This is a genomic window from Tumebacillus sp. BK434, from assembly GCF_004340785.1.
Lineage (GTDB): Bacteria > Bacillota > Bacilli > Tumebacillales > Tumebacillaceae > Tumebacillus_A.
The window spans coordinates 611,722-635,922 of sequence record NZ_SLXS01000003.1 but is presented as its reverse complement, the minus strand read 5'-3'; the positions used below and the strand labels follow the sequence as shown (position 1 = coordinate 635,922).

The following is a 24,201-nucleotide window of genomic DNA, read 5'->3' as shown; positions in this document are numbered from 1 at the left end:
GTTTTGACAACGGACTTTATTTTTTTGCTCGATCGAATTGACGGGCAGTAAAAATATGTTATAACTAATATATGAGCAAGTATTCATATATTGCGGAAATTCACAACGGGAGGGATGTCGAATGGAAACGCACAACCACCATGAGCATACGCATCATCATGACCACGACCACGATCATGATCACCAGCATCACCACGGGCACGGACACCACCATCATCACGGGGACGGGAGCCGGAAGTCGCTGACGATCGCGATGGTGATAACTGGTGGGGTGTTTGTGGCGGAGCTGGTCGGGGGGTTCCTCACCAACAGTTTGGCGCTGCTGTCGGATGCGGCGCATATGTTTAGCGACGTGGCGGCGCTGGCGGTCAGTCTGATCGCTTTGTGGCTGACCGCGAAACCGGCGACGCAAAAGCGCACGTTTGGTTTGAAACGGGCCGAGGTGCTGGCGGCGCTGTTCAACGCGCTCACGCTGATCCTCGTCTCGCTGTACATCTTTTGGGAAGCCGTTCAGCGCTTCCAACACCCGCCGGAGGTACAGAGCGGGCTGATGCTCGGCGTCGCGATCATCGGGCTGGCTGCCAACCTGCTCAGCGCATGGTTCCTGATGCGCGGCGGCGACCACAAGCACAACCTCAACGTGCGCGGGGCGCTTTTGCATGTGCTCGGCGATGCGCTGGGCTCGGTCGGGGCGATCGCAGCGGCGGTGATCATGATGCTGACCGACTGGTACTACGCCGACCCGATCATCTCGGTGATCATCGGGGTGCTGGTGCTGCTCAGCTCGTTCCGCCTGCTCAAAGAGACCGTCTCCGTCCTGCTCGAAGCGGTGCCGCCGCACCTCGACGCCCTCAAGATCAAACAGGCCATGCTCGGCGTCGCCCGCGTCGAAGAGGTCTACGATCTGCACATCTGGACGGTCAGCTCCGGCTTTCTCTCGATGAGCGGACATGTCGTCATCGACAAGGATGCCAGCAGCGATGACGTGCTGCGCGCTTTGGAAGCGGTGCTGTCCCGGCAGTTCGGCCTCACCCACACCACGATCCAGATCGAACGGGAGCGCCGTGCGCCAGAGAACGGAGCCTGCCAGTGATCTACAGCCGCAACACCTACAGCGTCTTGGACGCATTAAAAAAACAGCACCCGTAACGGGTGCTGTTTTGCTTGCTATGGGATTAGAAGCCCCACCAGTAGACGTGCATACCTTGGGAGTACGCGACAGCCAGGTTCTGCTTGAAGGTGGCAGACTTCAGGTTGGTTGCGTCCGTTGCGTTGGAGATGAAGCCCGTCTCACCGAGCGATGCCGGCATGTTGGTGTAGTGCAGGACATAGAAGTCGGCCGACTTGACGCCACGCAGGGTGGAGTAGTGAGCTTTCAGCTTGTTGTACAGGTTGGTCGCCAGGTTTTGACCGTTGGTGCTGCCCGGATAGTAGTACGTTTCCAGACCGTTTGCCGTCGAAGAGGTGTAGGAGTTGATGTGGAAGGACACGAAGAAGTTCGCGCCTTTGTTGTTGGCAAACGTGGTGCGGTCGCCCAGCGTCAACGTGGTGTCAGCGGTGCGGGTCATGTACACGGTCGCCGGATAGTTGGCTACGATGTAGTTCTTGGAGCGGGTCGCGATGTCGAGCACGACGTCCGCTTCTTCGATGCCGTTGCCGACAGCGCCCGGGTCGGAACCGCCATGGCCCGGGTCGAGCACGATGATCGGGTTCGCTTCGATGCCGATCGCTTCAGTGCCGATCGAAGCATCGTTCGCTTTTTTCAGCGACGGGTTATAGTTCGCCGGTGCCGGTTCGGAAGTGGACAGCCCTTCCGGTGCGATTGCGCTTTGCGAGTTGTCCTTCGCAGCGAGAGCTGGGGTGGACAAAATGGTGGTGCAGACCAGTGCTGCTACCAAAGTTTTTGCCATTTTCATAGATAACATCTCCCTTTGTATGAGCATATTTTATTTTCTATAAAAAGCGCACAGCGCTTCGTATAGACAGCATGAGATCCGGCTTAGAACAGCAGCCGGAAGTTGTGCGGCAGGTCGCTCCAGAAAGCTTCCCACCGGCTGGCGGTCAAGTTGTCAGGATACACGCCGTAGCCTGCAGGCTCTTTTTGCGCTTCGATCCAGGAGCGAAACTGGTTGGCTTGCTTCTCCTGATAGAGCAGGCTGTAGATCTTCTGGCGCGACTCCTGATAGGTCTGCTGGTGCGGCTCGGTCGTGTCTTCGATGTTCAGCCAGTAGATCCATTCGCCGTCCTGCACGGGACCTGCGACTTTTCCTTTCGGCTGTGCAAAGGCAAAGGCGGCGAGCTGCTCCGACGTGTTTTGCGCGAAGGCGGCCTGCGAGGCCAGCTCTTCCCACGCATGCATCCGGCCGTTCGGATCGATCTGGAACTGCTCGATCACCGTCTGAAAGCTGGCGGCGGTGATCCCTTTCATTCGCGAGACGGTCGCCGCATCGTCCGCTTTGGCGCGCAGATAGCGAATCGTGCGGAACTCAGGTACGTAGAAGTTCATTTTGTTCTCGTTGTAGTACGCGAGCATTTCTTCCTCGGTGACCTTCATGTCTTGCGTCATGCGCTTCTTCAACTCAAAACCGACCAAGGCGCGGCGATAGTTGTTCTTGGCATCTTCCTCTGTCATGTGCAGATCCTTCAAAACGGCGGCGCGGTCGGCCGGTGTGGTCCCGAGCTGTTCGAGCTGCTTGGCGACCGCCGCTTCGTCTGCGGTGATGCCGAGCTCCCGCCCTTTGAACAGGACGAGCTCTTCCAAACTGCGCTGCTGAAGCAGGTTCTGCTCTTCTTCCCGGCTGTAGTTCAGCCCGGCGAATAGGGACGGGCGCAGCGCTTCCCACTCCGTCTTGCGCATCGTCTGCTCCTCCACCGCAAACAGCAGCGGATTGTAAAACAGGCCGGCGAACAGAAGCACGCTGCCACTGATCAAGATGACTAGACCACCGATAGTCAGCCAAATTCGTTTTTTCATCTCATCACCTGTCTGAACTGCCACTCGAGGGCAGGAATGCTATAATTGTATGATAGCGACATTTTAGAAAAAACTCAATTGTTATTTTTTATTGTTTTTGTATTGTTTATAAAATTTCGATCGAAAGCTTATCCTGGAAATTTACAGGTTATCAACAGAGATGTGCACATATCCACTGAGTTGTACACAGCCTATTGTGGATATCGTGGAAAAGTGTTGAAATAGGGCGTTTTCTCAATCGACAAATATCCTCAAAAAATTATGTAAAGTAGGTGGGGGTTTTGGGGATAAGTAGGGTGTTTTCGGGAGAAATGTTGAAAAATCAGGTTTCTGGCTGTGGATATGTCTGTGGATCGTGTGGATGAATTGAAATTTGTAAAAAGATACTCACAGTTTTGATGTTGGATTCTTGAGCATTTTGTCGATGCCTGTTAATAAAAAGGATGTCTCCGCGGAGACATCCTTTTTTCAGGGCTGATTCGTTTGTGTGTCCGGCTGCGGCAGGCCCGACTGCGGGCGGGTACCCGCTTCCCACATCTGGGTCGGCTGGGCGGTCTGGTTGTGGCCTTGGGTGTCATCGAGCGGCGCTTGATTGAAGTGACCCGACTGGATCGCCTGGATCAGCAACTGGTTGTTTTTCACGAGGATGTCGGCGATCGCCTGGCCCAATTTGACCCCGTCGGTGACGGTGCCGTTGATGACGCCGCTGCTGGCGAGGATCTCTTCGATCTCGCGCTCCGACAGGCCGGGATTCGGCCCGTTGTTTTGGGGTTGACTGTTGCTCTGGTTGTTCATGCCTGCACGTCCTTCCTCCAGAAAGCGTTCTACCAGTAGCGTCTCAATTCGGCAAGAAGATCATGCATCGGCGGAGCGAATGCACCGGGAGTCTTGCCTGAATTCGCTTTTTGCTGGGCAGACTGGCAGGTAGAACCTTAGCGGAAGGAGGGAACTGCCATGTTCCCCATGATCCGGTTGCTGCTGTTTTGCCTGCTCCTGACGTTGCTGCCGCCGCTGCCGGCAGCGCAGGCGTCCGCACAGACGCTCGATACAGCGCCCGACCGGCAAGCGCTGCTCGTGCTGATCAATCGGCTCAGCTTCGACGACCTCGCCGTCATGCCTGAGCTGCAAAAGCTGTCCCGGCGCGGCGCCGTCGCCTTGATGAACGTCAACACCGGCGGCAAGCGCACCGACGCCAACGCCTATGTGACGATGGCAGCAGGCGTGCCCGCCCAATTGAAAAGCGAAGAGATCCGCGCTTTCAACGCCGACGAGACGCTCCACGACGTCCCGGTCGCCGCCGTCCACGTCGGACTGCACGGCGGATCGTGCGGGCCGGAAGTGCTTCTGATGTCCCTGCCGCGCATCGAGCGCACACAGGAGCGCTGGAACTTCAAAGCGTCGGCGGTGTCGCTTGGCGATACGCTGCAGCGGCACGGCCTGCAGACGGCGGTGCTCGGCTCGGGCGACAAAGGGGCACGTCTGTGGCGCCCCGCCGCGCTGTTCACGTCCGACAGGTCGGGGCGCACCCCGTTTGGCGATGTCGGGAACACCGTGCTCACAAGCGACCCGGCCCGCCCTTACGGCGTGCGCACCGACTATGACCGCCTGTGGGCGGATTACAAAAGCCTGCAAGGGCGCGCCGCGCTCGTCGTCTTTGACCTCGCCGACCTCTACCGCGTCGGCGAGTATCGCCAAAACCTCACCGAGGAGCGGTTCGCCAACCTGCGCCGTCAAGCGCTGCTCGAAGCGGACCGCTTTCTCGGCAAATTGGCCGGCGAGCTCGGTCCCAACCGCCTGCTGCTGATCGCCTCGCCGCAAGTGCCGCTCCACGACCAGTCGCGGGCGGAGTGGATCGCGCCGGTGATCGCCGCCGGGGGCAGCGTGACGCAAGACACCGTGCTGACTTCGGCGACGACGCGGCGCGAAGGCATCGTCTCCAACCTCGACGTCGCGCCGACCGTGCTGCACTTCCTTGGCGTGCCGAAGCCCCACGGGATGATCGGCTACCCGTTGCAGCCGACCGCAGCCGTTTCACAGCAGCGCCTCGCCGCGCTGAAGGAGGCGACCGTCTGGACGTATAACAACCGGGCCACCGTGCTCGGCGCGGTCGGAGCACTGCTTGGTCTCGGACTGCTGCTCACCGTGCTGCGTCTGTTCCGCGTGCGCACGGTGATCACGCTCGGCGGCATCCGCGTCCTGCTCTGGACGGCGCTGGCGATGCCGCTCTGCCTGTACCTGCTGCCGATCCTGCGCCCGTCCGGGCTGTGGGAGGTGGCGGGCGGGCTCTGGGCGTTGTACCTGCTCGTCGCCGCGATCCCGTTTCGCATCCTGCCGTTTTGCCAAAAGCTGACCGGGCGGCTGGTCTGGCTCTCCGCGTGGACGATCCTCGCCGTCGTCGCCGACACCTGGCAAGGCGGCCTGCTCGCCAAGTGCGGGCTGCTGTCCTATGACCCGATCGTCGGTGCGCGCTACTACGGGGTCGGCAACGAATACATGGGCGTCGTGATCGGCGCGGCCGTGCTGCTCTACGCGGCGCTTTTGCACGCCCCGCGCCTGGAACGGCGCTGGCTCGGGCGGGGCGCGGTGGCGGGCGGGGCGCTGTTGACCGTGTTCTTCGCCTCGCCCGCGCTTGGCACCAACACCGGCGGGGCGCTGACCATGGCTGCCACCACGGGGCTCTGCTTGGCGCTGCAAAAAAAATTCAAGCTGCTCCCGACGCTCGGCGTGCTGTTCGGCTCGCTGTTTGGCGCAAGCGTGATCTTGTTCCTGCTCAACCAGCCCAGCGCACCGCCTTCGCATATCGGCGCGGCGGCGGGGCAAGTGCTCTCCGGCGGGCTGGAGGAGATGTCGCGGATCTTCGCCCGCAAGTCGGACATGTTCGTCCGCCTGCTCTTCTCGTCGGTCTGGCCGAGCCTGTTTTTGCTCTTGCTCGCCCTGTTCGCCTACGTGCTGTTCGCTCCCGGCGAACATGAAAAAAGAGCATGGCAGACGCGCTATCCCGAGTTCAGGACGGCGGTCGGCGGCATGCTTGCCGGGAGTCTGGTCGGAATGCTGACCAACGATTCCGGCATTGTCGTGCTGGCGATGATGTCGCTGTTTGCGCTGTTCCCCACGCTGCTGATCTGGCTGGAGGGGGAGTCCGCACCCGGCGGCACCCCGAAGCGCTCGTTATCCTTACGACGGTAAAGGCAGCTCGTTCGAGACGGAAGCCTGTTCCAGATCGGCCGTGCCGAACAGGTTGTAAAAGATAGATTCCTTCTCCATTTGTATGAGGAGTGATATAATTTCCGAAGCTATCCAAAACAGCTTAGGAGATGACAGTTTCTATGCAGAATACTCAGGCTTTTGAAGCGGTTCGTGACGAACTGCTGCTTCACCCCGTGTACAAAAAATTGACCTCGGCGGAGCACGTGCGCCTGTTTATGGAACACCACGTGTTTGCCGTCTGGGATTTTATGAGCCTGCTCAAGCGCTTGCAGCGCGAACTCACGGTGACCGAGGTGCCGTGGATGCCGGGCCAAGTGGCGCAATACGCACGCTTCATCAATGAGATCGTGCTCGGCGAAGAGACGGATGAAGACGGACGGGGTGGGTACATCTCACACTTCGACCTCTATCTGGAAGCGATGGAGGAAGCCGGAGCGGACACCGCGCCGATCCGTCGTTTTCTCGACCGTTTGCAGCAGGGGATGACGCCGCAAGCGGCGCTCGACGCCCCGGACATCCCGGAGTCGGTGCAGCAGTTCGTGAACACCACGCTCGACATCGCGCTGCACGGGCAGCCGCATCAGGTGGCGGCGGCGTTTTTCTACGGGCGCGAGGACATCATTCCCGACATGTTCAGCCATCTCGTCCGGGAACTGGAGGAAAGCGGCAAGTCGGCGGAGAGGCTTTTGTACTATTTGAAGCGCCATATCGAGCTGGACGGGGATGAGCATGGACCGCTGGCCGAGCGACTTTTGGCCTATCTGTGTGCCGGAGATGCCGTGCGCGAGCGGGAGGCGATGGAGACGGCTGAGCTCAGTTTGCGCAGCCGGGTCAAGCTGTGGGACGGAGTATCTGCCTTCATAACAATGTAAATAGAGGTGGATGAAACAGTTTAGTATGACTGTCAAAAAAATGATGAATTGGGCTCTTTGTATTTATTGTATCTTGATGTATAGTTTTATCTCAGGGAGGTGACAAAATGAACCACGACCTGGAGCAACTGGAGATCGTTGAAGCGGAAGACCTGCAGGTTGGACATGCGTTCCATACGTTCATGTTTCAATCGCACCTGGATGAATCGGATGAGGAATAAGAGTCACAAGCAGGGGTAGCTTGTTTTTGCATAGAGAAGCGAGGGGTACTTGTTGGGGGGCAGGTATCGCCGTGCTTCTCTATCTTTATGAAGAGACGTGTTTAGAGGGGATGCGAGGATGAGCAAAGTGATGCTTGTGTTTCCGCCGACGACAGAAGCGCGTCTGTTCCCGTACCTGAGTCTGCCGATGATCACCGCCTACCTGCGCCGACAGGGCGTCGAGGTCGGCCAATACGATTTCAACCTCGATGTCTGCCACCGTCTGTTTTCGAAACAGCGCCTTCGTGAATTTTTGCAAGAGTCTGAGCGCACGTCGCAGGGGCTGTTGAAAGAGGAGTACCGCGCCGAGCTGGCGCGCTATCTGCTGGAACATCACGACCGGCTGTGGCAGGACGTGATCGAAAAAAAGTCCGGATCGGTTCGCGACACTGCGGCATCCTTGCCGTTCGTCCGCCAAGGGGTGGAGCTGCTGCTGGAGGGCTCGGTGCTCAGAGAAGAACTCACCTCGCTTGAAAAGATCGCCAAGCGGGCGCTGGAGTTTGAGCTGGCTGAAGAACCTGCAGCGTATGCTGGAAAAGATCCTGCTGCAACGGAGCTGTACGAGCGGCTCCGCGAGACGCTGTTGCAGGAGCAGCCGGACGTGTTTGCCGTCTCGGTGGCGTACTACAGCCAGCTGTTGCCGACTCTGTTGCTGGCCCGCTGGGTCAAGGAGCTGCGCCCGCAGACGTTTGTGATCGTCGGCGGGCAGCAGATGATGCTGCGCGGGGAGCAGATCTGTGCGATTCCCGCGTTCGTCCGGCATCTGGACGGCATCGGCCTTGGCGCCGGCGAAGAGACGATGGACAAGCTGATGCAAGCGCTTGCAGGCCAGCTGCCACAAGCGGAGGTGCCCGATTTTGTCTGGTTGCAACAGGGACAGATCGGCCGGCGCGGGCCGCGCTCGACGGTGGGCATTCAGCAGGTGCCGACGCCCGATTTCGCCGGGCTGAACGTCAAAGGCTACCTGCATGAGGAGTTCCACTTCGGGCTGACCACCTGTGTCGGCTGCTACTACGGGCGGTGCGTGTTCTGCTCTTATGGCAACCGCTCGCGCCGCGAAGGGAGCTATCAGCAAAAGACGGCCCGGCAGTTGGCCCGCGAATGCCGCGAACTGATCGAGACGTACGGCGTGACCCGGATCAATTTTGTCGACGAAAACACCAACTTGCGCCTTGTGAAACATGCGATGCGGCTCTTGCGGGAACAAGGGTACACGCTGCAGTTCACGACGCGCAACCGCCTTGAGGAGTGCCTGCTCGACGAAGCGTTCGTGCAGGAGCTGAAGGAGTTGGGCTGCGTGCTGATGTCGGCCGGGTATGAGACGAACTCGCAACGCCTGCTCGATAAATTGGACAAAGGCGTGCAGGCCAGCCACTACCAGCCGATCATCGACAACCTGCACCGGGCGGGGATTCCGCTGCAGCTCGCGATCATGGGCGGCATCCTCGATGAAACGCCGGAAGAAGTGGCGGCGTCGCAGGCGTTTTTAGCACAAAATGCGGACAAGATCGGCATCGACGTGATGCAGATGCTCGTCGCAGAGCCGCAGACGATTCTTGCGGAAGCGGCGGAGAAGTATGACATCCGCTGGAAAGACACGGCAGAACTCAGGGGCAACCGGCTGTTAAGCTATGGGATGGGCCGGATGGGGAACGACTTTTTGTATGAAGACGGGGATACGTTTGACGAGCGATTGCAGCGGTTTTTAGAGATCTACAAAACAGTCAAACCGCAGAAAAACAGCAACCTCGCGCCGCATGAACGCAAAGGCATGCGGACGGTGCAGGAGGACTTGGAACGGGTAACGCTGCTGCCTTGGGTCAAAGTGATCACGGCGTCGCAGCGGCCGGGTCAGCCTGCACGGCGCTATGTCGCCGACCTGCGCTGGCAGCGCTTTTTCGTGTTGCCTGCGGGGCTGGTACAGCAAGGGGACGACCTGATGCTTACGGCAGGGCGCAACGAGGGGAGCAAGGTGCTGCAGCAGTTCGTACAAATGGGGTTAGGGCTACCTACATCGTAAGGAGGACGCTTATGGGGGCGTACACGATTCGCATGCCCAAGGTCGCCAAACGGCTTGGCCTTGGGCTTGGCATGGACTTGCCTTGGGGAGGCGAGATCGGATTTGTGAAAGACGGTGTGGAAGGCGACACGATCACGCCGAAGATGAAAAATTTTTTCGAGAAGCACCGCGGGCAGTTTGCCTATCTGTTTTTTGCCTTCCAGCCGAAGCATCGCAACCGGCTGCGGGCGGACGATTATTTCGCAGCGTACGACCGCTTGTTTGCGGAAGTGCCGGAGATCGGGCATCGGGCGTTTCATCACACGATGCTGAACATGGGGGCGCTGGAGCCCTACGCGAAAGAGGAGATCATCGAGTTTACCAACGCGATGATCGAACGCTATGACCTGGCGTGGATCGTCGAAGATCTGGGGCTGTGGTCGCTGCATGGTAAAGTGCTGCCCTTTCCGCTGCCGCCATATCTGACGAAAGAAGGGCTGCAGGCCTGCATCCGCAACATCGCGGAGTATCAGGAGCGGCTAAAGGCGCCGCTCTGTGTGGAATTTGCCGGCTTTACGGAAGGGTCGAATTTTTATATCGGCGAGCTCGATGCGTTCGAATATTTTCGCGAGATCGCCGTGGAGACCGGATCGCCCGTGACGATCGACATCGGCCATGTGCTGAGCTACCAGTGGCTGAAAGGAAACACGGGCGAGCGGATGTTTGAGGGATTGGAACGGCTGCCGCTAAGACACTGCTTTGAGTTCCATCTCTCCGGGTGTCAGATCATCAAGGGCAAGTTTCGCGACCTGCATCACGGGGTGCTGCTCGAGGAGCAGCTGCAATTGCTGGAGTACCTGCTCCCGCTGTGCCCCGAGTTGAAAGCGGTCACGTACGAAGACCCTCAATATACAGAAGACGGCACACTGATCGCCAAAGCCGAACCGAACTTCCTGCGCCTGCAGGAGATCGTGGGAAGGTGGGCGCAGGGATGACATGTGTGCTGCGAATGGATCAGGCTTTGTACCGCCTGCTGCACCACCGGACGGCGCGGGAGGCGTTTTTGGCCGGGCGGTATGAGGAGTTGGGCTGGCCGGACGAGCTGTTGCAGGCGTTTGCCACGGTGGATCCCGACGAGCTGTCGGCGACGGCGAAGCAGATCTGCCGCAATCTGCTGGCCGGCGAGCGCGGTTTCAACCGGGGTTTACGCGGCGCGTACAGCCGCGTGTTTCAAGCGCTGGAAGCCGGGGGGCGCAAGGCGCTGGAGGTGGTGTACGCGTTTGTAGAATCGGACGTGTACGCCCACTATCGCGAGCTGCCGTATGCGGGGGAAGGCATCTGCGTGGAGGAAGCGTTTTATGAATTTTTGCAGCGCGACCCGTGGTTCGTCCGGGATGCGCGGATGAGGTGCCTGTTGACGCATGAGTTTCTGACGGCGCTGATGGGGATCTTGACGGTCAACCAAGACCCGGCGTTTCGCGTGCGCACAGAACTGGTGCAGGACAACGGGGCGGCGCGGTTTGCCGTGCTGTGCTACCCGCGCGCAGTGGCGGAGGCGCTCGGAGGTCGCACGATCAGCGGGGAAGATGCAGAAGTGTGCTGGCTGTATGCGGCGACGAAGGAGCGGTTTATCGGTGGACCGGTGTCGGAGTTGGTCGCGGAGGTCATGTTGGGCATGCATGCTTCTGATGGGAGGGAGGAGGCTTATTTGGTTATGCAGAAGTTGACCGAACTGGGACTTCTGCAAAAGGAAGAGCAGCTTGGGTAGCATCGGGCGAGTACTGATTGCGTGCATCCTGTTTCCGATCGCCCGCTTTGGGGGAGGACTGACGATTTTTCGTTTGGTGAAGAAAAAGAAGGCTTTGGGCTGGTGCCCGGAGCCTTCTTTTTTGTATGAGAGATGGGGGAGCTTAGACATATGGGATGCTGTCATCGAGATTTTATTTGTAATCTTCTAAAGGATAAGTGCATTTTGTAAATTGAATAATATTCCTGTTGATACAATTTGTGTTATATATTACCATATATGCACGCTGGTTCTATAACAATGTAATGGAGGTATTAAAAATGAAAAAGTCCATTGTCGTGCTTGGAATGGTGACGATCTTAAGCAGCGTTTTCACTGAAACGGTGTCTGCTGCCTGGACACACGGGTATTCTGGTCAGAGTGCGTATACCCGTACAGGGAGTTGTGCCTATGGTGACCGTGCAGGCGGGGAGTATGTACAAAAGCTCCACGATGGTATGGTAGGGAACAATTTGGCTTCTGCTGGTACGGTGTATCGGGATAATCTGGCTTGGGACTTAGATTTGACCAGTTCATTCGCAGACTCGAAGCAATTTTTTGCTTTTGGAGGTCACGGGCTTGCTGCGGGGGCGTTTTCTAATGGCAAAGGCGCGGGTTCCCATTTCTACACGGCGAATTCCTCCACCACATTCCATACATCGGAAACTCAGGAATCTTCAAATGCACAATGGGACGAGATCCGCTGGGGCGATGATTCGATGAGATGGGCCACGATGTACCAGTGCAATTTCTTGCGTAATTTTGGCAATACAGCGTATGAAACAAAGATTTGGAACATGTTTCAAGGTTTGCATCTCATGATGGGATTCTCGAGCATCATGTACTTGGATTCGGCCGAGGGAGGACGGTACGCTGCACGTATGGGTGCCGGATGGACCATTAAAGATTCTTTCTTCGATGCAGCTGCCTACTATCAACCACAGCTGCCGTATGGAGATTCCGATCCAACTGGGTCGGTGATCGCACGCGTAAAGGGATATTCAACTAAAGGCAGCGATAACTATGCAAGTTCAACTGCTGCAGCTCCTGTGTACTCGAGCACAAGCGCTTCTTCGTTTAGCACGTGGGACAAGACAATTGCGTTGTAATTCATAAACTTGTAATCAACTGGAGGGACGACAATGAAAAAGAATCTGGTTACAGCCATTGCTCTGTCTGTAGTGTTGGGGGCCGGGGTGATTTATTCGCAGGTGGGGGCGGCAGATAACAAAGCATTCACCGCCTCAGGGGAGCAACAAGCCAAACTGCCGGAATTGTTTATCCCAGGTCCTGGCCAAACGGTGGCAGACAAAATTGATTTTCAAGTGACGGCAAAGGTAGACAACGTTCCGGGGGAAGCTCAGGTCTTTAAGTTTAAAAAGATCAATTTTTCCAGAAATGAAGTGCTCGGCATGGCTGCAAAGCTGGGGATGAAAGGGCAAGTTCGTGAACAGGCAGAATCTTTGGGGGTTGAAGATGGAAACAAGTTCTTGGAAGTAGAAAAGAACAGTGGGAAAATTATTTTTCTGAACCGTGAGCACATGGATCAAAAATTGATAGACGGGCAAGCCAAACAGATCCCTTCGGATGAACAGGCGATTCAGTATGCGACCGCATTTTTAAAACAGCTGAATTGGCTGCAGGATGATTTTCAAGTTATGGGGGTAACTGAAAATCGAGAGATCGCGGGAAATCTTAATCCGGAAACTGATAAGGGCTCCGTATTGAGTAAAACGGTGCACTTGTACAAGCACGTGAATGGAAAGCCTGTCTTAGGTGTATCCCGCATTACAGTTGAAGTTGGGCATCAAGGCGAAATTGAAGCGGTAAGAAAATATCACAAAGTTCATGAAGGTTTCCAAAAGTATAAGCTCAAGCCGATGGACCAAGCAATTCAAGAATTGAAGGGGAAAAAGGGCATGATTACGATTGAAGAGGGGGCGACAGACGCAATCCTTGAGCAAGTCGAATTGACTTATTGGGAAGAAGCGGGCCCGATCGAGGAACAGCCGTTTATGCAGCCAGTCTACTTTTTCAAAGGCAAGTACAAAATGAACGGCAAAGATACTGAATTTACAGGTGTCGTGCCAGCGGTAGACAATGGCTTTGTCCTGCATAAAGAAGTGTTGCCTGGGAATGAAAGTGCCTCAAGCAAAAAGTAAGTAGAAAATGCCCCTCATTCTAAGGATGGGGGGCATTTACTGTTTGCTGGAAAACGTTATATTGTGCATACTTAGATTAACAATTACAAGGAGGGGTCAATTTGAGATCAGCAGTGGTAGTGACTTGTTTGTGCCTTGGCTTGTTTCTGACCGGTTGCGGTACTGTTTCATATGAACTTCCTGAGCAAATGGGTGTTGTAGTGCCTTCAAAGTCTTGGGATGGGACGGAGTGGAATGTTGAAGCTGATAAAATGAGCGGAGCGTTTGATCAATTGTATATTGGGGAGTCGTCCGATCGAAAAGGGTATAAGGTGGGAGATGAGATTCGAATCAAAGGACGAACTTATGTGCTCGATAAAATTGAAGCAGAGGAAAAGCCGGTTCGAGTCTGGTTGAAACGCAGCGAATGATCATAGAGACCGCCGGGGAGCAGGGCGACGGCGGTCTGCAGGAAGATAATCTTCATTTTCAGGTGCCGCTCCCCGTTTTAGGGAGTAGGACGTTTAAGCGGTCGGGATGGTTTCCAAAAAATCGTAAGCATCGCCCCGACCTGACAGAACACCACCACCCCGATCAGCATCTGAAAACTCATCCCGGCAAACAGCGTCGCCGCAAAAGCGCCGGTGACGAACTGCAGCATTTGGAACACGCCCATGTAGCTGCCGGTCTCGGCGGGCGGGACGGCGAGCAGGGCGATTTTGTTCTGGGCGGGCATGGTCAGGCGGCTGCCGAGGCCGATCAGGAAGAAGATCAGGAAGAAGTACGGCACGAATGACACCGCATCGGCGAACCAGAACAAGAGCGAACTGATCACGCTCACCCCGATCCCCACACCGAGCGAGCGATACGGCCAGCGGTCGGCCAGCTTGCCCGCGCTGCCTGCCGCCAGCAGCGCCACCAGGGCCTGGGTCAGCAGGATCAAGCCCACCGTGTCGGCACCCAAACCCTGCACGCTGCGCAAGTACGTCGGGGCGTACAGGCCGATCGCGTTGACGCCGAGGAATAACAGAAACACCCGTACAGCCGCCGTAAGAAAGACTGTATTTCGCGCCATCTCCCGCGGAAACAGTGCGGCACCGCCCGCGCGGCGCTCGTTCCAGATCAGTGTCGCGAGGGCAACGGCTGTCAGCAGCCCGAGCGCCACATCAAATCCGTGCAGCAGCAACACCGATCCGCACAGCACCAGCGCCAGCATGCTCGTAAGGCCCAGCCAGGGGATCTTGCGCTCCCTGCAGGCTGCCGCTTCCGCCCCCGGCATCATTTGTGGCAAAAATGCCGCCGCCAGCATCAGCGCGAGCAGCCCGAAGGCGCCGAGCACCCAGAAGATCGCCGTCCAATGCAGGTGCTCGATCACCAGTCCCCCCAGCGCCGGTCCGGTCAACATGGCGGCCGACAGCACCGCTCCGAACCAGCCGAACGCCCATCCGATCTTCTCTTGCGGGAAGGCCGCGCGGATCAGCGGGCTCTGCGCGGCGACGATCATCGAATCGGCGACCGCCTGCAGGGACTGGAAGAACAGCCAGCCCGTCCAGTTCTGCACCAGCCCGCTCATCATCGCCGCCAGACAAAACAGCGCCATCCCCAGCAAAAACTGCTTCCGCGCCCCGAAGCGGTCGGCCAAGATCCCGAAAAAAGGCAAGCCGACTGCAAACAAGCTATAAAACAACAGATTTCGCCACTGCAGTGTCGTCTCCGTTATGCCGAAGTCCCGCACGATGTCCGGGAACGCGATCACGAGCATCGAGGTGCTCATGACGCTGGCGAACACGCCGAGCGAAATCGTAAGGATCAAGAGTTGAGCATGAAACCGTGACAGCAAAATAGTAAGTGCCTCCTTAAAGCAATTACCTCTTACTATACCACAGCAATAACTTCGAAGAAGTCTGTCTACTAATAAAAAAGAGAACGCCGCCGCAGTAAAACGGCCGTTCTCTTGCTCCAGGCTCAGGAGTTGTCGCTGTCCGTTGCCCGCTGCAGTTTCTCCAGACAAAGCGTGACATAGTGCGCCCATAAGGCTTCCCATTCCAGCACCAGATCCCATGCGTCTTCGGAGACGACCCTTTTGATCTTTTCCTCAAGTGCGGAAAGCTGCTTCTGCACCACACGCAGGTCCGGGTCGTCGTCCAGCCGCTCCAGCAGGCGGTTTCTACCGTCCTTGTCCATCCTGTTCACCTCCGCCAAGCGCTGCAGGTTGTATACGTTTGTGTAATTCTAAATTCTCCAACTGTAAAATTGATTCCTCCCGAGGTTCGCAATTATTTTTACTCAATGTTTCGTAGATAACGTTAAAATACAGCTACCGGGCTGGCGTCCATACGCGATGATCCCTCCCGGCATAGACTGAAGGGAAGCGTGGTGGCAAAGGAGGAACCGGGATGGCAGGCAAAGGCAAATACAAGATCAATGCCGGTAACGATGTCGGACGACGCGTCGCTCAAAACGCCGCACGCAATGCCAGAGGCAGAGTCGCTTTTCCCTTTGGCGCCGCCGGAGGGACAGTACAGTCCTATCCGTTCGGCGCGGCGCAGGGGTACTGGCCGGGCATTGCGGCCGGCTTTGGCGGTATGGGCTGGATCATCACATTTTTGGTGCTGTTTTTCATCGGGTTTGTCTTCTGGCGCGTCTGGGGTTCGATCGGTCCGCTCGTTGGCGGCTTTTTCTGGTAAGCGGTACAGCACGACAAAAAAGGGACGGGTGCAGGGAGCTTCATTTCCCTCGCATCCGTCCCTTTTTATACGAAAAGGGAAAGCGGTGTCCCGTCTGCAGCCGGGACGATCTATGTTATCGCGACTCTGCCGTCGTGTGCCGCTGCCACCTCGCTTTTCTCTCTGTACGACAGAGTGCGCGTCTCCCACATGTGGGGTTGTGATGTATTGATACGATATGAGCCTGCGCCCGAATGGGTGCATATCCGAAGTTCAAAAATCAGTTCTTGAATAAAAATACATGTGTATGTATAATAACACAAGACAACGACGCACCCATGGGGAGGGAAAGACAGCATGAAAGGTGTTCTCGTTCTTGAGAACGGACGGCAATTTCGCGGCGAGCTGATCGGCTCGTCAGACTGGAGTTACGGAGAAGTGGTGTTTCACACGGGGATGACCGGTTATCAGGAGATCCTGACCGACCCGTCCTACGCGGGGCAGATCGTCGCGATGACCTACCCGCTGATCGGCAATTACGGGATCAACGAGCAGGATTTTGAAGCGGAGCGCCCCTGGCTGACCGGCTTCATCACCGGAGAGGCTTGCGACTCCCCGAGCCATTTTCGAAGCAAAAAAACGCTGCACGAATATCTGGCGCAACACGGCATCGCTGGGCTGACCGGCGTGAACACGCGGGCGTTGGTCAAGACGATCCGCGAAGAAGGCAGTCTGAAAGGATACGTGCTGCCGGAGACGATGCTGGCCGAAGCGGAGCGGATGAAGTTCCCGGCGCTGCCCCGCGATCTCGTCAAGACGGTCAGCGCGAAAGGGATTCGCCGCTTCCATGACAGCGGCAGCCTGCATGTCGTACTGCTCGACTTTGGCGCCAAAGCGAACATCGCCGGGTCGCTGGCCCGGCTCGGCTGCCAAGTGACGATCGTGCCGGCCGGAACCGCTTTTGAGCAGATCGCCGCTTTGCAGCCGGACGGCATCATGCTCTCCAACGGCCCGGGCGACCCGGCCGACTGCGCTGAATATCTGCCCTTGGTGAAAAAACTGGCTGAGACGTATCCGCTGTTTGGCATCTGCCTCGGGCATCAGCTGTTGGCGCTGGCGTTTGGCGCACAGACCGGGAAGATGGGCTTCGGCCATCGCGGCTCGAACCACCCGGTGCAAGATCTGCAGACGGGCAAAGTCTGGATCACCTCGCAAAACCACGGCTACAGCGTGCAGGAACAAGGCCTGCCGCCAGCGCTCACCGTCACGCACCGCCATGTGAACGACGGCACAATCGAAGGGGTGGCGCACCGCAGCTTGCCTGCGTTCTCGGTGCAGTTTCACCCGGAGGCCTGCCCGGGGCCGCAGGATGCGGAGTATCTGTTCGACCGCTTCCTGACCGGGATGAAAGAAAGGAAGGGATCGCAACTTGTCAGCAGCAGCACCTAATCTCGCCAAAATCCTCGTCATCGGTTCCGGCCCGATCGTCATCGGGCAGGCCGCCGAGTTCGACTACGCCGGAACGCAAGCCTGCAAAGCGCTCCGCGAAGAAGGCTGCGAGGTGATTCTCGTCAACTCCAACCCGGCGACGATCATGACCGACCACGAGGTGGCCGACCGCATCTACATCGAGCCGCTGACCGTGCCGACGCTGACGGCGATCATCGCCCAAGAGCGTCCGCAAGGTCTGCTCGCGACGCTCGGCGGACAGACGGCGCTCAACCTCGCCGTCGACCTCGCCGAAGCGGGCGTGCTCGCCGAATATGACGTGCAGCTGCTCGGCACGCCGCTGGCTTCGATCCAGCGCGCGGAGGACCGTCAGCTGTTCAAAGACCTGATGGAGGAGCTGGAGCAGCCGATTCCGGAGAGCGCGATCGTACACACGCTCGCCGAAGGACGCGCGTTTCTGCAGGAGATCGGACTGCCGGTCATCTTGCGCCCGGCCTTTACACTGGGCGGCACCGGGGGCGGGATCGCCGAGACGTTGGAGGAATTTGAAGACATCCTCCTGCGCGGGCTGAAGCAGTCGCCGATCTCGCAGGTGCTCGTCGAGCGCAGCATCAAGGGCTGGAAAGAGATCGAATATGAAGTGATGCGCGACAGCAACGACACCTGCATCACGATCTGCAACATGGAGAATCTCGACCCGGTCGGCGTGCACACCGGCGACTCGATCGTCGTCGCTCCGTCACAGACCTTGACCGACCGCGAGTACCAGATGCTGCGGACGGCGTCGCTTAAGATCATTCGCGGGCTGAAGATCGAAGGGGGCTGCAACGTGCAGTTCGCGCTCGATCCGCATGCGGAGCGCTACTGTGTGATCGAAGTCAACCCGCGCGTCTCCCGCTCGTCAGCCTTGGCCTCCAAAGCGACCGGCTATCCGATCGCCAAGATCGCCGCGAAGATCGCGATTGGGCAGCATTTGCACGAGATTGTGAATCCCGTCACAGGCAAGACGTTCGCGTCGTTCGAACCGGCTTTGGACTACATCGTGGTCAAAGTGCCGCGTTGGCCGTTCGACAAGTTCCCGCTGGCCGACCGCACGCTCGGCACGCAGATGAAAGCGACCGGCGAAGTGATGGCGCTCGGACGCACGTTCGAAGAAGCGCTGCAAAAAGCGGTCCGGTCGCTGGAGATCGGCGCGGACGGCTTGACGTGGAAGGGCGCGCTCGCCGCGCCGGACGTGGCAGATGACCGCCGGCTGTTTGCGCTGATGGAAGCGCTGCGCGGCGGCGCAGCGTGGCAAGAGCTGCAAGCGGCGACCGCCGTGGATGCGTGGTTCTTGCAAAAGCTGCAAGGGCTGGTCGATGTGGAGCGGGAGATCGCGCAGGCGGAACTGTCTGCAGAACTGCTCACCCGCTGCAAGCAAAGAGGCTTCTCCGACGCGCGCATCGCCCAGTTGAACGGCATCGCGGCCGACGAGGTGACGGCGCTGCGCAAACGGTGGGGCATCTCTCCGGCCTATCAGCTGGTCGATACGTGTGCGGCCGAATTTGTATCCGCCACACCGTATTTTTACTCAACTTACCATGGCGAAGATGAATACCTTTCGCCTACGAACAAGCAAAAAGCGCTGGTGCTGGGCTCCGGCCCGATCCGCATCGGGCAGGGGATCGAGTTTGACTACTGCTCGGTGCACGCGGTGAAGGCGCTGGAGAAGCTCGGTTTCGAGACGGTGATTCTGAACAACAACCCGGAGACGGTCTCCACCGATTTTGACACGGCCGACCGCCTGTTCTTCGAGCCGCTGACGGCGGAGGATGTGCTGGAAGTGGCAGCCAGAGAGGGGATCGACCGCGTGTTCGTCCAATTTGGCGGGCAGACGGCGATCAATCTCGCCGAACCGCTGCAACGCCATGGTCTGACCTTGGCGGGCACCACGCTCGCTGCGATCCACCGGGCGGAAGACCGCGAAGAGTTCCGCCAGTTGCTCGACGGGCTGGGCATTCCTCAGACGCAAGGCAGTTCGGCCTACACCGTGGCCGAAGCTCTGCAGGCAGCGTCTGCCATCGGCTACCCGGTCATGGTGCGCCCGTCCTACGTGATCGGCGGACGGGGCATGGCGATCGTCCATGACGAGCAGGAGCTCGTCCGTTACATGGAACAGGCGATGGGGATCGCAACAGCCCATCCGTCCGAGAGCAGCCAGAGTAATGGCGAAGCAGGCGCGGACGCTGAATCGAACCGTACCAGCGCCTTCGGACACCCGATCCTGATCGACCAGTACCTGACCGGTCAAGAGGTGGAAGTCGACGCGATCTGCGACGGGGAGCACGTGCTCATCCCCGGCATCTTCGAGCACATTGAGCGGGCCGGCGTCCACTCCGGCGACTCGTTGGCTGTGTACCCGCCGCAATCGCTGAGCGAAGCGGTCACCGCGACCCTCGTCGCCTACACGCAAAACATCGCCAAGGCGCTCGGTATCATCGGCCTGCTCAACATCCAGTTTGTGCTCGCGAACGACAGCGTCTACGTGCTGGAAGCCAACCCCCGCGCCTCGCGGACGGTGCCGATCCTGTCGAAAGTGACCGGGGTGCCGATGGTCGAGCTCGCCGTCCGCGCCCAGTGCGGTGAACGGCTGGCCGACTGCGGCTATGGCATCGGGCTCTACCCGGCAAAAGACCACGTCGTCGTCAAAGCGCCCGTCTTCTCCTTTGGCAAGCTGACCGGCCTCGACATCCAGCTCGGCCCGGAAATGAAGTCGACCGGTGAAGCGCTCGGCATCGGCCAGACCTACCCGGAGGCGCTCGCCAAAGCGTTCCTCGGCAGCGGACTTTCCCTGCCGGCAGACGGCGGCGTGCTCCTCTCGATCACCGACCGCCTGAAAGCGGAAAGCCTGCCGCTGCTGCGCCAGCTCGCCGGGCATGGCATGACGCTGTACGCCACCGCTGGCACGGCCGCCTTTTTAGAAACATCCGGCCTGGCCGCCCACCCCGTTTCCCGCGATGAAGATGAGGTGCTGACCCTGCTCAAATCGGGCAAGATCTCCCTCGTGCTCAACCTGCCGACCCAAGGAAACGACCCGGCGCGCCTCGGCTGCCTGATCCGCCGCTTTACTGTTGAAATGAAGATCCCCTGCCTGACCGCGCTCGACACGGCCGCCGCCTGGCTGTTGTCGCTGGAAGCGGGCACAGGGGTCACCCCATACGCGATCGATTCTCAAGGAGGGATTTCCCATGGCGACCATTCCGCTGCACACCCTGCCTGCTCATGAGCTGCAGGGACGCGATTTTCTCGATTTTGCCGACTTCTCGGCACAAGAGCTGCAAGCGCTGCTCAAACTGGCGCTGGAGCTGAAACAAAAACACAAAGCGGGCGTTGCGTTCCGCCCGCTGGCTGGGAAGACGCTCGGCATGATTTTTGAAAAAGCGTCCACGCGGACCCGCGTTTCGTTCGAAGTGGCGATGAACCAGCTCGGCGGGCAGGCGATGTTCCTGTCAGGCCGCGACACGCAGATCGGCCGCGGTGAACCGATTCCCGATACCGCGCGCGTCCTGTCGCGCTATCTGGACGGCATCATGATCCGCACGTTCGGCCATGAGATCGTCACCGAATTTGCTGAATACGCCACCGTGCCGGTGATCAACGGGCTGACCGACCTGCACCATCCCTGCCAGGTGCTGGCCGACGTGCTGACCCTGCTCGAGAAGAAAGGCAAGCTGCAGGGCCTGACCGTCACCTATGTCGGCGACGGCAACAACATGGCCAACTCCTGGCTGATCGCAGCGCCGAAGTTCGGCCTCAACCTGCGCATCGCCACCCCGCCCGGCTACGAATGCGACCCGGCGGTCGTCGCACAGGCGCAGCAGCTCGCCTCCTTCCACGGCACCGAACTGCTGCTCACGAGCGACCCGGTCGCCGCCGTGAAAGACACCGACATGATCTATACCGACGTCTGGGCTTCGATGGGGCAGGAGGAGGAGCAGAAGCAGCGCGAGCAGGATTTTGCCGCCTACCAGGTCAACCAAACGCTCGCAGCCCACGCCAAGCCGGACTATCTGTTCATGCACTGCCTGCCCGCCCATCGCGGCGAAGAGGTCAGCGCCGAAGTGATCGACGGCCCCAACTCGGTCGTGTTCGATGAGGCGGAGAACCGCCTGCACGTCCAAAAGGCGATTCTCGTCGCCACGATGAGCTACAACTAGATCTCATCTGCCAATTCATCAGCATACAAGCAAAGGAGACTGAACCACATGTCCAAGAAAAAACTTATCCTCGCCTACTCCGGCGGTCTCGATACCTCGGTGGCGATCACCTGGCTCAACGAACAAGGCTATGAAGTCATCGCTGTCTCCGCCGACGTCGGCGAAGGCAAAGACCTCGAATTTGTGAAAAACAAAGCCCTGCAAGTCGGCGCCGCCCAATCGTACATGATCGACGCCCGTGAGCTGTTTGCCCAAGAGTTTATCCTGCCGTCCTTGAAAGCGAACGCGCTGTACGAGCACAAATACCCGCTGTCCGCCGCGCTGTCCCGCCCGCTGATCTCGCAGCTGCTCGTGCAGTACGCCGAGCAGGAAGGCGCCGTCGCCGTCGCTCACGGCTGCACCGGCAAAGGCAACGACCAAGTTCGCTTCGACGTATCGGTCACCGCGCTCAACCCGAACCTCGAAATCGTGGCGCCGGTCCGCGAGTGGGGCTGGTCGCGCGATGAAGAGATCGAGTACGCGAAGCAGCACAACATTCCGATCCCGATCACCAAGGAGAACCCGTTCTCCGTCGATGCCAACCTCTGGGGCCGCTCCTGCGAATGCGGTGTGCTGGAAGATCCGTGGGCGGAAGCGCCGGAAGCGGCGTTCGAGTGGACGGTCAACCCGGTCGATGCGCCGAACGCGCCGGAGTATGTGGAGATCGGGTTTGAAAAAGGGGTCCCGGTCTCGTTGAACGGCGAGGCGCTCGGACTGGTCGAACTGGTTGAGCAGCTGAACAAGATCGGCGGCGCGCACGGCGTTGGCCGCATCGACCATGTGGAAAACCGCTTGATCGGCATCAAGTCCCGCGAAGTGTACGAAGCGCCGGGCGCGCTGATCCTGATCGCCGCACACCGCGAGCTGGAAACGATCACCTTGCCGCGCGAAGTGGCGCACTTCAAACCGCAACTGGAACTGAAATACACCGAGCTCGTCTACAACGGCCTCTGGTTCTCGCCGCTGAAGAAAGCGCTCGACGCTTTCATTGAAGAAACGCAAGCGACCGTCACCGGCACCGTCCGCGTCAAGCTGCACAAAGGCACCTACCAGCCGGTCGGCCGCAAATCGGAGCAGTCCCTGTACGACCTCGACCTCGCGACTTACTCGCCGGACGATGCGTTCGATCATAACGCGGCGAAAGGCTTCATCAAGCTGTGGGGCCTGCCGACCAAAGTCTACTCCAAAGTCAACACCAGCAAGTAAGGGGGCCGTACAGCTATGAAACTCTGGGGCGGACGCTTCACAAAACCGACCAATGAGCTGGTCGAAGAGTTCACCGCATCGATCTCCTTCGACCAGCGCCTCGCCGCACAGGACATCCAAGGCTCGCTCGCACACGTCAAGATGCTCGGCGCGTGCGGCATCATCCCGCAGGAAGATGCCGACACGATCTCGGCCGGCCTCTTGAAGTTGAAGGAAAAATGGGAAGGTGGCGAGCTCCCGTTTTCCATCGGCGATGAAGACGTGCACATGAACCTCGAAAAACACCTGATCGCCGAGATCGGCCCTGTCGGCGGCAAACTGCACACTGGGCGCTCCCGCAACGACCAGGTCGCGCTCGACATGCACCTGTTTTTGAAGGCGGAAGCGGCTGAGCTTGCCGGGCTGCTGCTCCACCTCGTCGAGGTGCTGGTCGCGAAATCGGAACAGCATCTCGATGTGATCATCCCCGGCTACACCCACCTGCAGCGCGCGCAGCCGGTGCTGCTCGCCCAGCATTTTCTCGCTTATGCAGGCATGTTCCGCCGCGATGTGGAGCGCCTGCAGGACGCGTTGAAGCGGATCGACATGATGCCGCTCGGAGCGGGGGCGCTGGCCGGGACGACGTTCCCGATCGACCGGGAGCTGGTCGCGCAAGAACTGGGCTTCTCGCGCCTGTATGAGAACTCGATGGACGCGGTCAGCGACCGCGACTTCATCCTCGAGTTCCTGTCGGCCGCGTCGATCGTGATGATGCACCTGTCCCGTTTTTGCGAGGAGCTGGTGCTGTGGTCGTCGACCGAGTTTGGTTTTGTCGAGCTGGACGATGCGTACTGCACCGGCTCCTCGATCATGCCGCAGAAAAAGAACCCGGACGTCGCCGAGCTGATCCGCGGCAAGACGGGACGCGTGTACGGGCATCTGTTCTCCCTGCTGACCGTGCTCAAGGGCCTGCCGCTCGCCTACAACAAGGATCTGCAGGAAGACAAAGAGGGGATGTTCGACACGGTCGACACCTTGAAGACCTCTTTGATCCTCTTCGCCGGGATGATCGAAACGATGACGGTGCGCCGCGAAAATACGGAGCAGGCGGTGCAGCAGGACTTCTCCGTCGCCACCGACCTCGCCGACTATCTGGTGCGCAAAGGGCTGCCGTTCCGGCAGGCGCATGAAGTGATCGGCAAGCTCGTCCTGCACTGCATCGAGAAGGGCAAGTATCTGCCCGATCTGACATTTGCAGAATACCAGGGCTTTTCGGAGCTGTTTGCCGAGGATCTCTATGCGGCGATCGACGTGCGCAATGTGGTCGAAGCGCGGGGCTCGCTCGGCGGAACGGGCACGGAAAGCGTGAAAAAGCAGATCGCATCTTATCAAGACTGGCTGGCTGTCCAAGGCCGCGAAGTGTAACT

General features: G+C 58.7%; 20 protein-coding genes. 15 read left to right on the top strand and 5 right to left on the bottom strand.

Going from position 1 to position 24,201, the window contains the following annotated elements:
- Positions 1-121 precede the first annotated feature (121 nt).
- Positions 122-1,093, top strand: a complete 972-nt coding sequence (locus EV586_RS11135; RefSeq protein ID WP_132945164.1) for a cation diffusion facilitator family transporter — start codon at positions 122-124, stop codon at positions 1,091-1,093.
- Positions 1,094-1,175: 82 nt separating this feature from the next.
- Here the strand turns inward: EV586_RS11135 and EV586_RS11130 are convergent, their stop codons facing one another.
- The 3 genes from EV586_RS11130 to EV586_RS11120 all read right to left on the bottom strand — a co-directional run bounded on the left by EV586_RS11130 (position 1,176) and on the right by EV586_RS11120 (position 3,769).
- Positions 1,176-1,916 (bottom strand): N-acetylmuramoyl-L-alanine amidase family protein, encoded by a 741-nt coding sequence (locus EV586_RS11130; protein ID WP_132945163.1) that lies wholly within the window; start codon positions 1,914-1,916, stop codon positions 1,176-1,178.
- Positions 1,917-1,999: 83 nt separating this feature from the next.
- Positions 2,000-2,932: a peptidyl-prolyl cis-trans isomerase gene (locus EV586_RS11125; protein WP_165898534.1), complete on the bottom strand. Its 933-nt coding sequence runs from the start codon at positions 2,930-2,932 to the stop codon at positions 2,000-2,002.
- Between the two features lie 510 nt (positions 2,933-3,442).
- Complete coding sequence (locus EV586_RS11120; RefSeq protein ID WP_132945161.1) at positions 3,443-3,769, bottom strand: hypothetical protein; 327 nt, start codon at positions 3,767-3,769, stop codon at positions 3,443-3,445.
- 159 nt (positions 3,770-3,928) lie between these two features.
- On the opposite strand from EV586_RS11120, the gene EV586_RS11115 reads away from it, so the two are divergent.
- From EV586_RS11115 to EV586_RS11080, 8 genes are all read left to right on the top strand, one after another.
- Complete coding sequence (locus tag EV586_RS11115) at positions 3,929-6,160, top strand: hypothetical protein (protein WP_132945160.1); 2,232 nt, start codon at positions 3,929-3,931, stop codon at positions 6,158-6,160.
- Between the two features lie 140 nt (positions 6,161-6,300).
- A complete protein-coding gene (locus tag EV586_RS11110) occupies positions 6,301-7,053 on the top strand; it encodes a DUF3050 domain-containing protein (protein WP_132945159.1) in 753 nt (250 codons plus the stop codon).
- A 339-nt stretch (positions 7,054-7,392) separates the two neighbouring features.
- The gene (locus tag EV586_RS11105) at positions 7,393-9,333 is read left to right on the top strand and encodes a B12-binding domain-containing radical SAM protein (RefSeq protein WP_132945158.1); all 1,941 of its coding nucleotides are present in this window, start codon (positions 7,393-7,395) and stop codon (positions 9,331-9,333) included.
- Positions 9,334-9,344: 11 nt separating this feature from the next.
- Positions 9,345-10,307: a multinuclear nonheme iron-dependent oxidase gene (locus EV586_RS11100; RefSeq protein ID WP_132945157.1), complete on the top strand. Its 963-nt coding sequence runs from the start codon at positions 9,345-9,347 to the stop codon at positions 10,305-10,307.
- Positions 10,304-11,080, top strand: a complete 777-nt coding sequence (locus EV586_RS11095; RefSeq protein ID WP_132945156.1) for a hypothetical protein — start codon at positions 10,304-10,306, stop codon at positions 11,078-11,080. The genes EV586_RS11100 and EV586_RS11095 overlap by 4 nt, the downstream gene beginning before the upstream one ends.
- 299 nt (positions 11,081-11,379) lie before the next feature.
- Positions 11,380-12,207, top strand: a complete 828-nt coding sequence (locus EV586_RS11090; protein ID WP_132945155.1) for a DUF6345 domain-containing protein — start codon at positions 11,380-11,382, stop codon at positions 12,205-12,207.
- Between the two features lie 33 nt (positions 12,208-12,240).
- Entirely contained in the window at positions 12,241-13,260 is a 1,020-nt protein-coding gene (locus EV586_RS11085; protein ID WP_132945154.1) for a hypothetical protein, read from the top strand.
- A 101-nt stretch (positions 13,261-13,361) separates the two neighbouring features.
- The gene (locus EV586_RS11080; RefSeq protein ID WP_132945153.1) at positions 13,362-13,670 is read left to right on the top strand and encodes a hypothetical protein; all 309 of its coding nucleotides are present in this window, start codon (positions 13,362-13,364) and stop codon (positions 13,668-13,670) included.
- 77 nt (positions 13,671-13,747) lie between these two features.
- Here the strand turns inward: EV586_RS11080 and EV586_RS11075 are convergent, their stop codons facing one another.
- Entirely contained in the window at positions 13,748-15,079 is a 1,332-nt protein-coding gene (locus EV586_RS11075; RefSeq protein ID WP_165898533.1) for an MFS transporter, read from the bottom strand.
- Between the two features lie 125 nt (positions 15,080-15,204).
- Positions 15,205-15,423 carry a hypothetical protein gene (locus EV586_RS11070; RefSeq protein WP_132945151.1) on the bottom strand — a complete coding sequence of 73 codons (219 nt, stop codon included), beginning with the start codon at positions 15,421-15,423 and terminating at the stop codon, positions 15,205-15,207.
- Between the two features lie 212 nt (positions 15,424-15,635).
- Between EV586_RS11070 and EV586_RS11065 the strand changes: the two genes are divergently transcribed.
- The 6 genes from EV586_RS11065 to argH all read left to right on the top strand — a co-directional run bounded on the left by EV586_RS11065 (position 15,636) and on the right by argH (position 24,199).
- Entirely contained in the window at positions 15,636-15,926 is a 291-nt protein-coding gene (locus tag EV586_RS11065; protein WP_132945150.1) for a hypothetical protein, read from the top strand.
- A gap of 336 nt (positions 15,927-16,262) precedes the next feature.
- Positions 16,263-17,354, top strand: a complete 1,092-nt coding sequence (locus EV586_RS11060; RefSeq protein WP_132945149.1) for a carbamoyl phosphate synthase small subunit — start codon at positions 16,263-16,265, stop codon at positions 17,352-17,354.
- A complete protein-coding gene (gene carB / locus EV586_RS11055) occupies positions 17,335-20,619 on the top strand; it encodes a carbamoyl-phosphate synthase large subunit (RefSeq protein WP_132945148.1) in 3,285 nt (1,094 codons plus the stop codon). The genes EV586_RS11060 and carB overlap by 20 nt, the downstream gene beginning before the upstream one ends.
- Positions 20,582-21,550, top strand: a complete 969-nt coding sequence (argF, locus tag EV586_RS11050; RefSeq protein ID WP_132945147.1) for an ornithine carbamoyltransferase — start codon at positions 20,582-20,584, stop codon at positions 21,548-21,550. The genes carB and argF overlap by 38 nt, the downstream gene beginning before the upstream one ends.
- A 48-nt stretch (positions 21,551-21,598) precedes the next feature.
- On the top strand, positions 21,599-22,795 hold the full coding sequence (locus EV586_RS11045; RefSeq protein ID WP_132945146.1) for an argininosuccinate synthase: 1,197 nt from the start codon (positions 21,599-21,601) through the stop codon (positions 22,793-22,795).
- Positions 22,796-22,810: 15 nt separating this feature from the next.
- Positions 22,811-24,199, top strand: coding sequence for an argininosuccinate lyase (argH, locus tag EV586_RS11040; RefSeq protein ID WP_132945145.1), 1,389 nt, complete (start codon positions 22,811-22,813; stop codon positions 24,197-24,199).
- The last annotated feature ends 2 nt before the right edge of the window (positions 24,200-24,201 follow it).

What these genes read in the sequence shown, in the direction of transcription:
- EV586_RS11115 (WP_132945160.1), top strand. Translation starts at nt 3,929, where the DNA reads ATGTTCCCCATGATCCGGTTGCTGCTGTTTTGCCTGCTCCTGACGTTG.
- EV586_RS11085 (WP_132945154.1), top strand. Translation starts at nt 12,241, where the DNA reads ATGAAAAAGAATCTGGTTACAGCCATTGCTCTGTCTGTAGTGTTGGGG.
- EV586_RS11065 (WP_132945150.1), top strand. Translation starts at nt 15,636, where the DNA reads ATGGCAGGCAAAGGCAAATACAAGATCAATGCCGGTAACGATGTCGGA.
- EV586_RS11135 (WP_132945164.1), top strand. Translation starts at nt 122, where the DNA reads ATGGAAACGCACAACCACCATGAGCATACGCATCATCATGACCACGAC.
- EV586_RS11045 (WP_132945146.1), top strand. Translation starts at nt 21,599, where the DNA reads ATGTCCAAGAAAAAACTTATCCTCGCCTACTCCGGCGGTCTCGATACC.
- EV586_RS11095 (WP_132945156.1), top strand. Translation starts at nt 10,304, where the DNA reads ATGACATGTGTGCTGCGAATGGATCAGGCTTTGTACCGCCTGCTGCAC.
- EV586_RS11110 (WP_132945159.1), top strand. Translation starts at nt 6,301, where the DNA reads ATGCAGAATACTCAGGCTTTTGAAGCGGTTCGTGACGAACTGCTGCTT.
- argH (WP_132945145.1), top strand. Translation starts at nt 22,811, where the DNA reads ATGAAACTCTGGGGCGGACGCTTCACAAAACCGACCAATGAGCTGGTC.
- EV586_RS11120 (WP_132945161.1), bottom strand. Translation starts at nt 3,769, where the DNA reads ATGAACAACCAGAGCAACAGTCAACCCCAAAACAACGGGCCGAATCCC.
- EV586_RS11070 (WP_132945151.1), bottom strand. Translation starts at nt 15,423, where the DNA reads ATGGACAAGGACGGTAGAAACCGCCTGCTGGAGCGGCTGGACGACGAC.
- EV586_RS11105 (WP_132945158.1), top strand. Translation starts at nt 7,393, where the DNA reads ATGAGCAAAGTGATGCTTGTGTTTCCGCCGACGACAGAAGCGCGTCTG.
- EV586_RS11130 (WP_132945163.1), bottom strand. Translation starts at nt 1,916, where the DNA reads ATGAAAATGGCAAAAACTTTGGTAGCAGCACTGGTCTGCACCACCATT.
- EV586_RS11100 (WP_132945157.1), top strand. Translation starts at nt 9,345, where the DNA reads ATGGGGGCGTACACGATTCGCATGCCCAAGGTCGCCAAACGGCTTGGC.
- EV586_RS11090 (WP_132945155.1), top strand. Translation starts at nt 11,380, where the DNA reads ATGAAAAAGTCCATTGTCGTGCTTGGAATGGTGACGATCTTAAGCAGC.
- EV586_RS11060 (WP_132945149.1), top strand. Translation starts at nt 16,263, where the DNA reads ATGAAAGGTGTTCTCGTTCTTGAGAACGGACGGCAATTTCGCGGCGAG.
- argF (WP_132945147.1), top strand. Translation starts at nt 20,582, where the DNA reads ATGGCGACCATTCCGCTGCACACCCTGCCTGCTCATGAGCTGCAGGGA.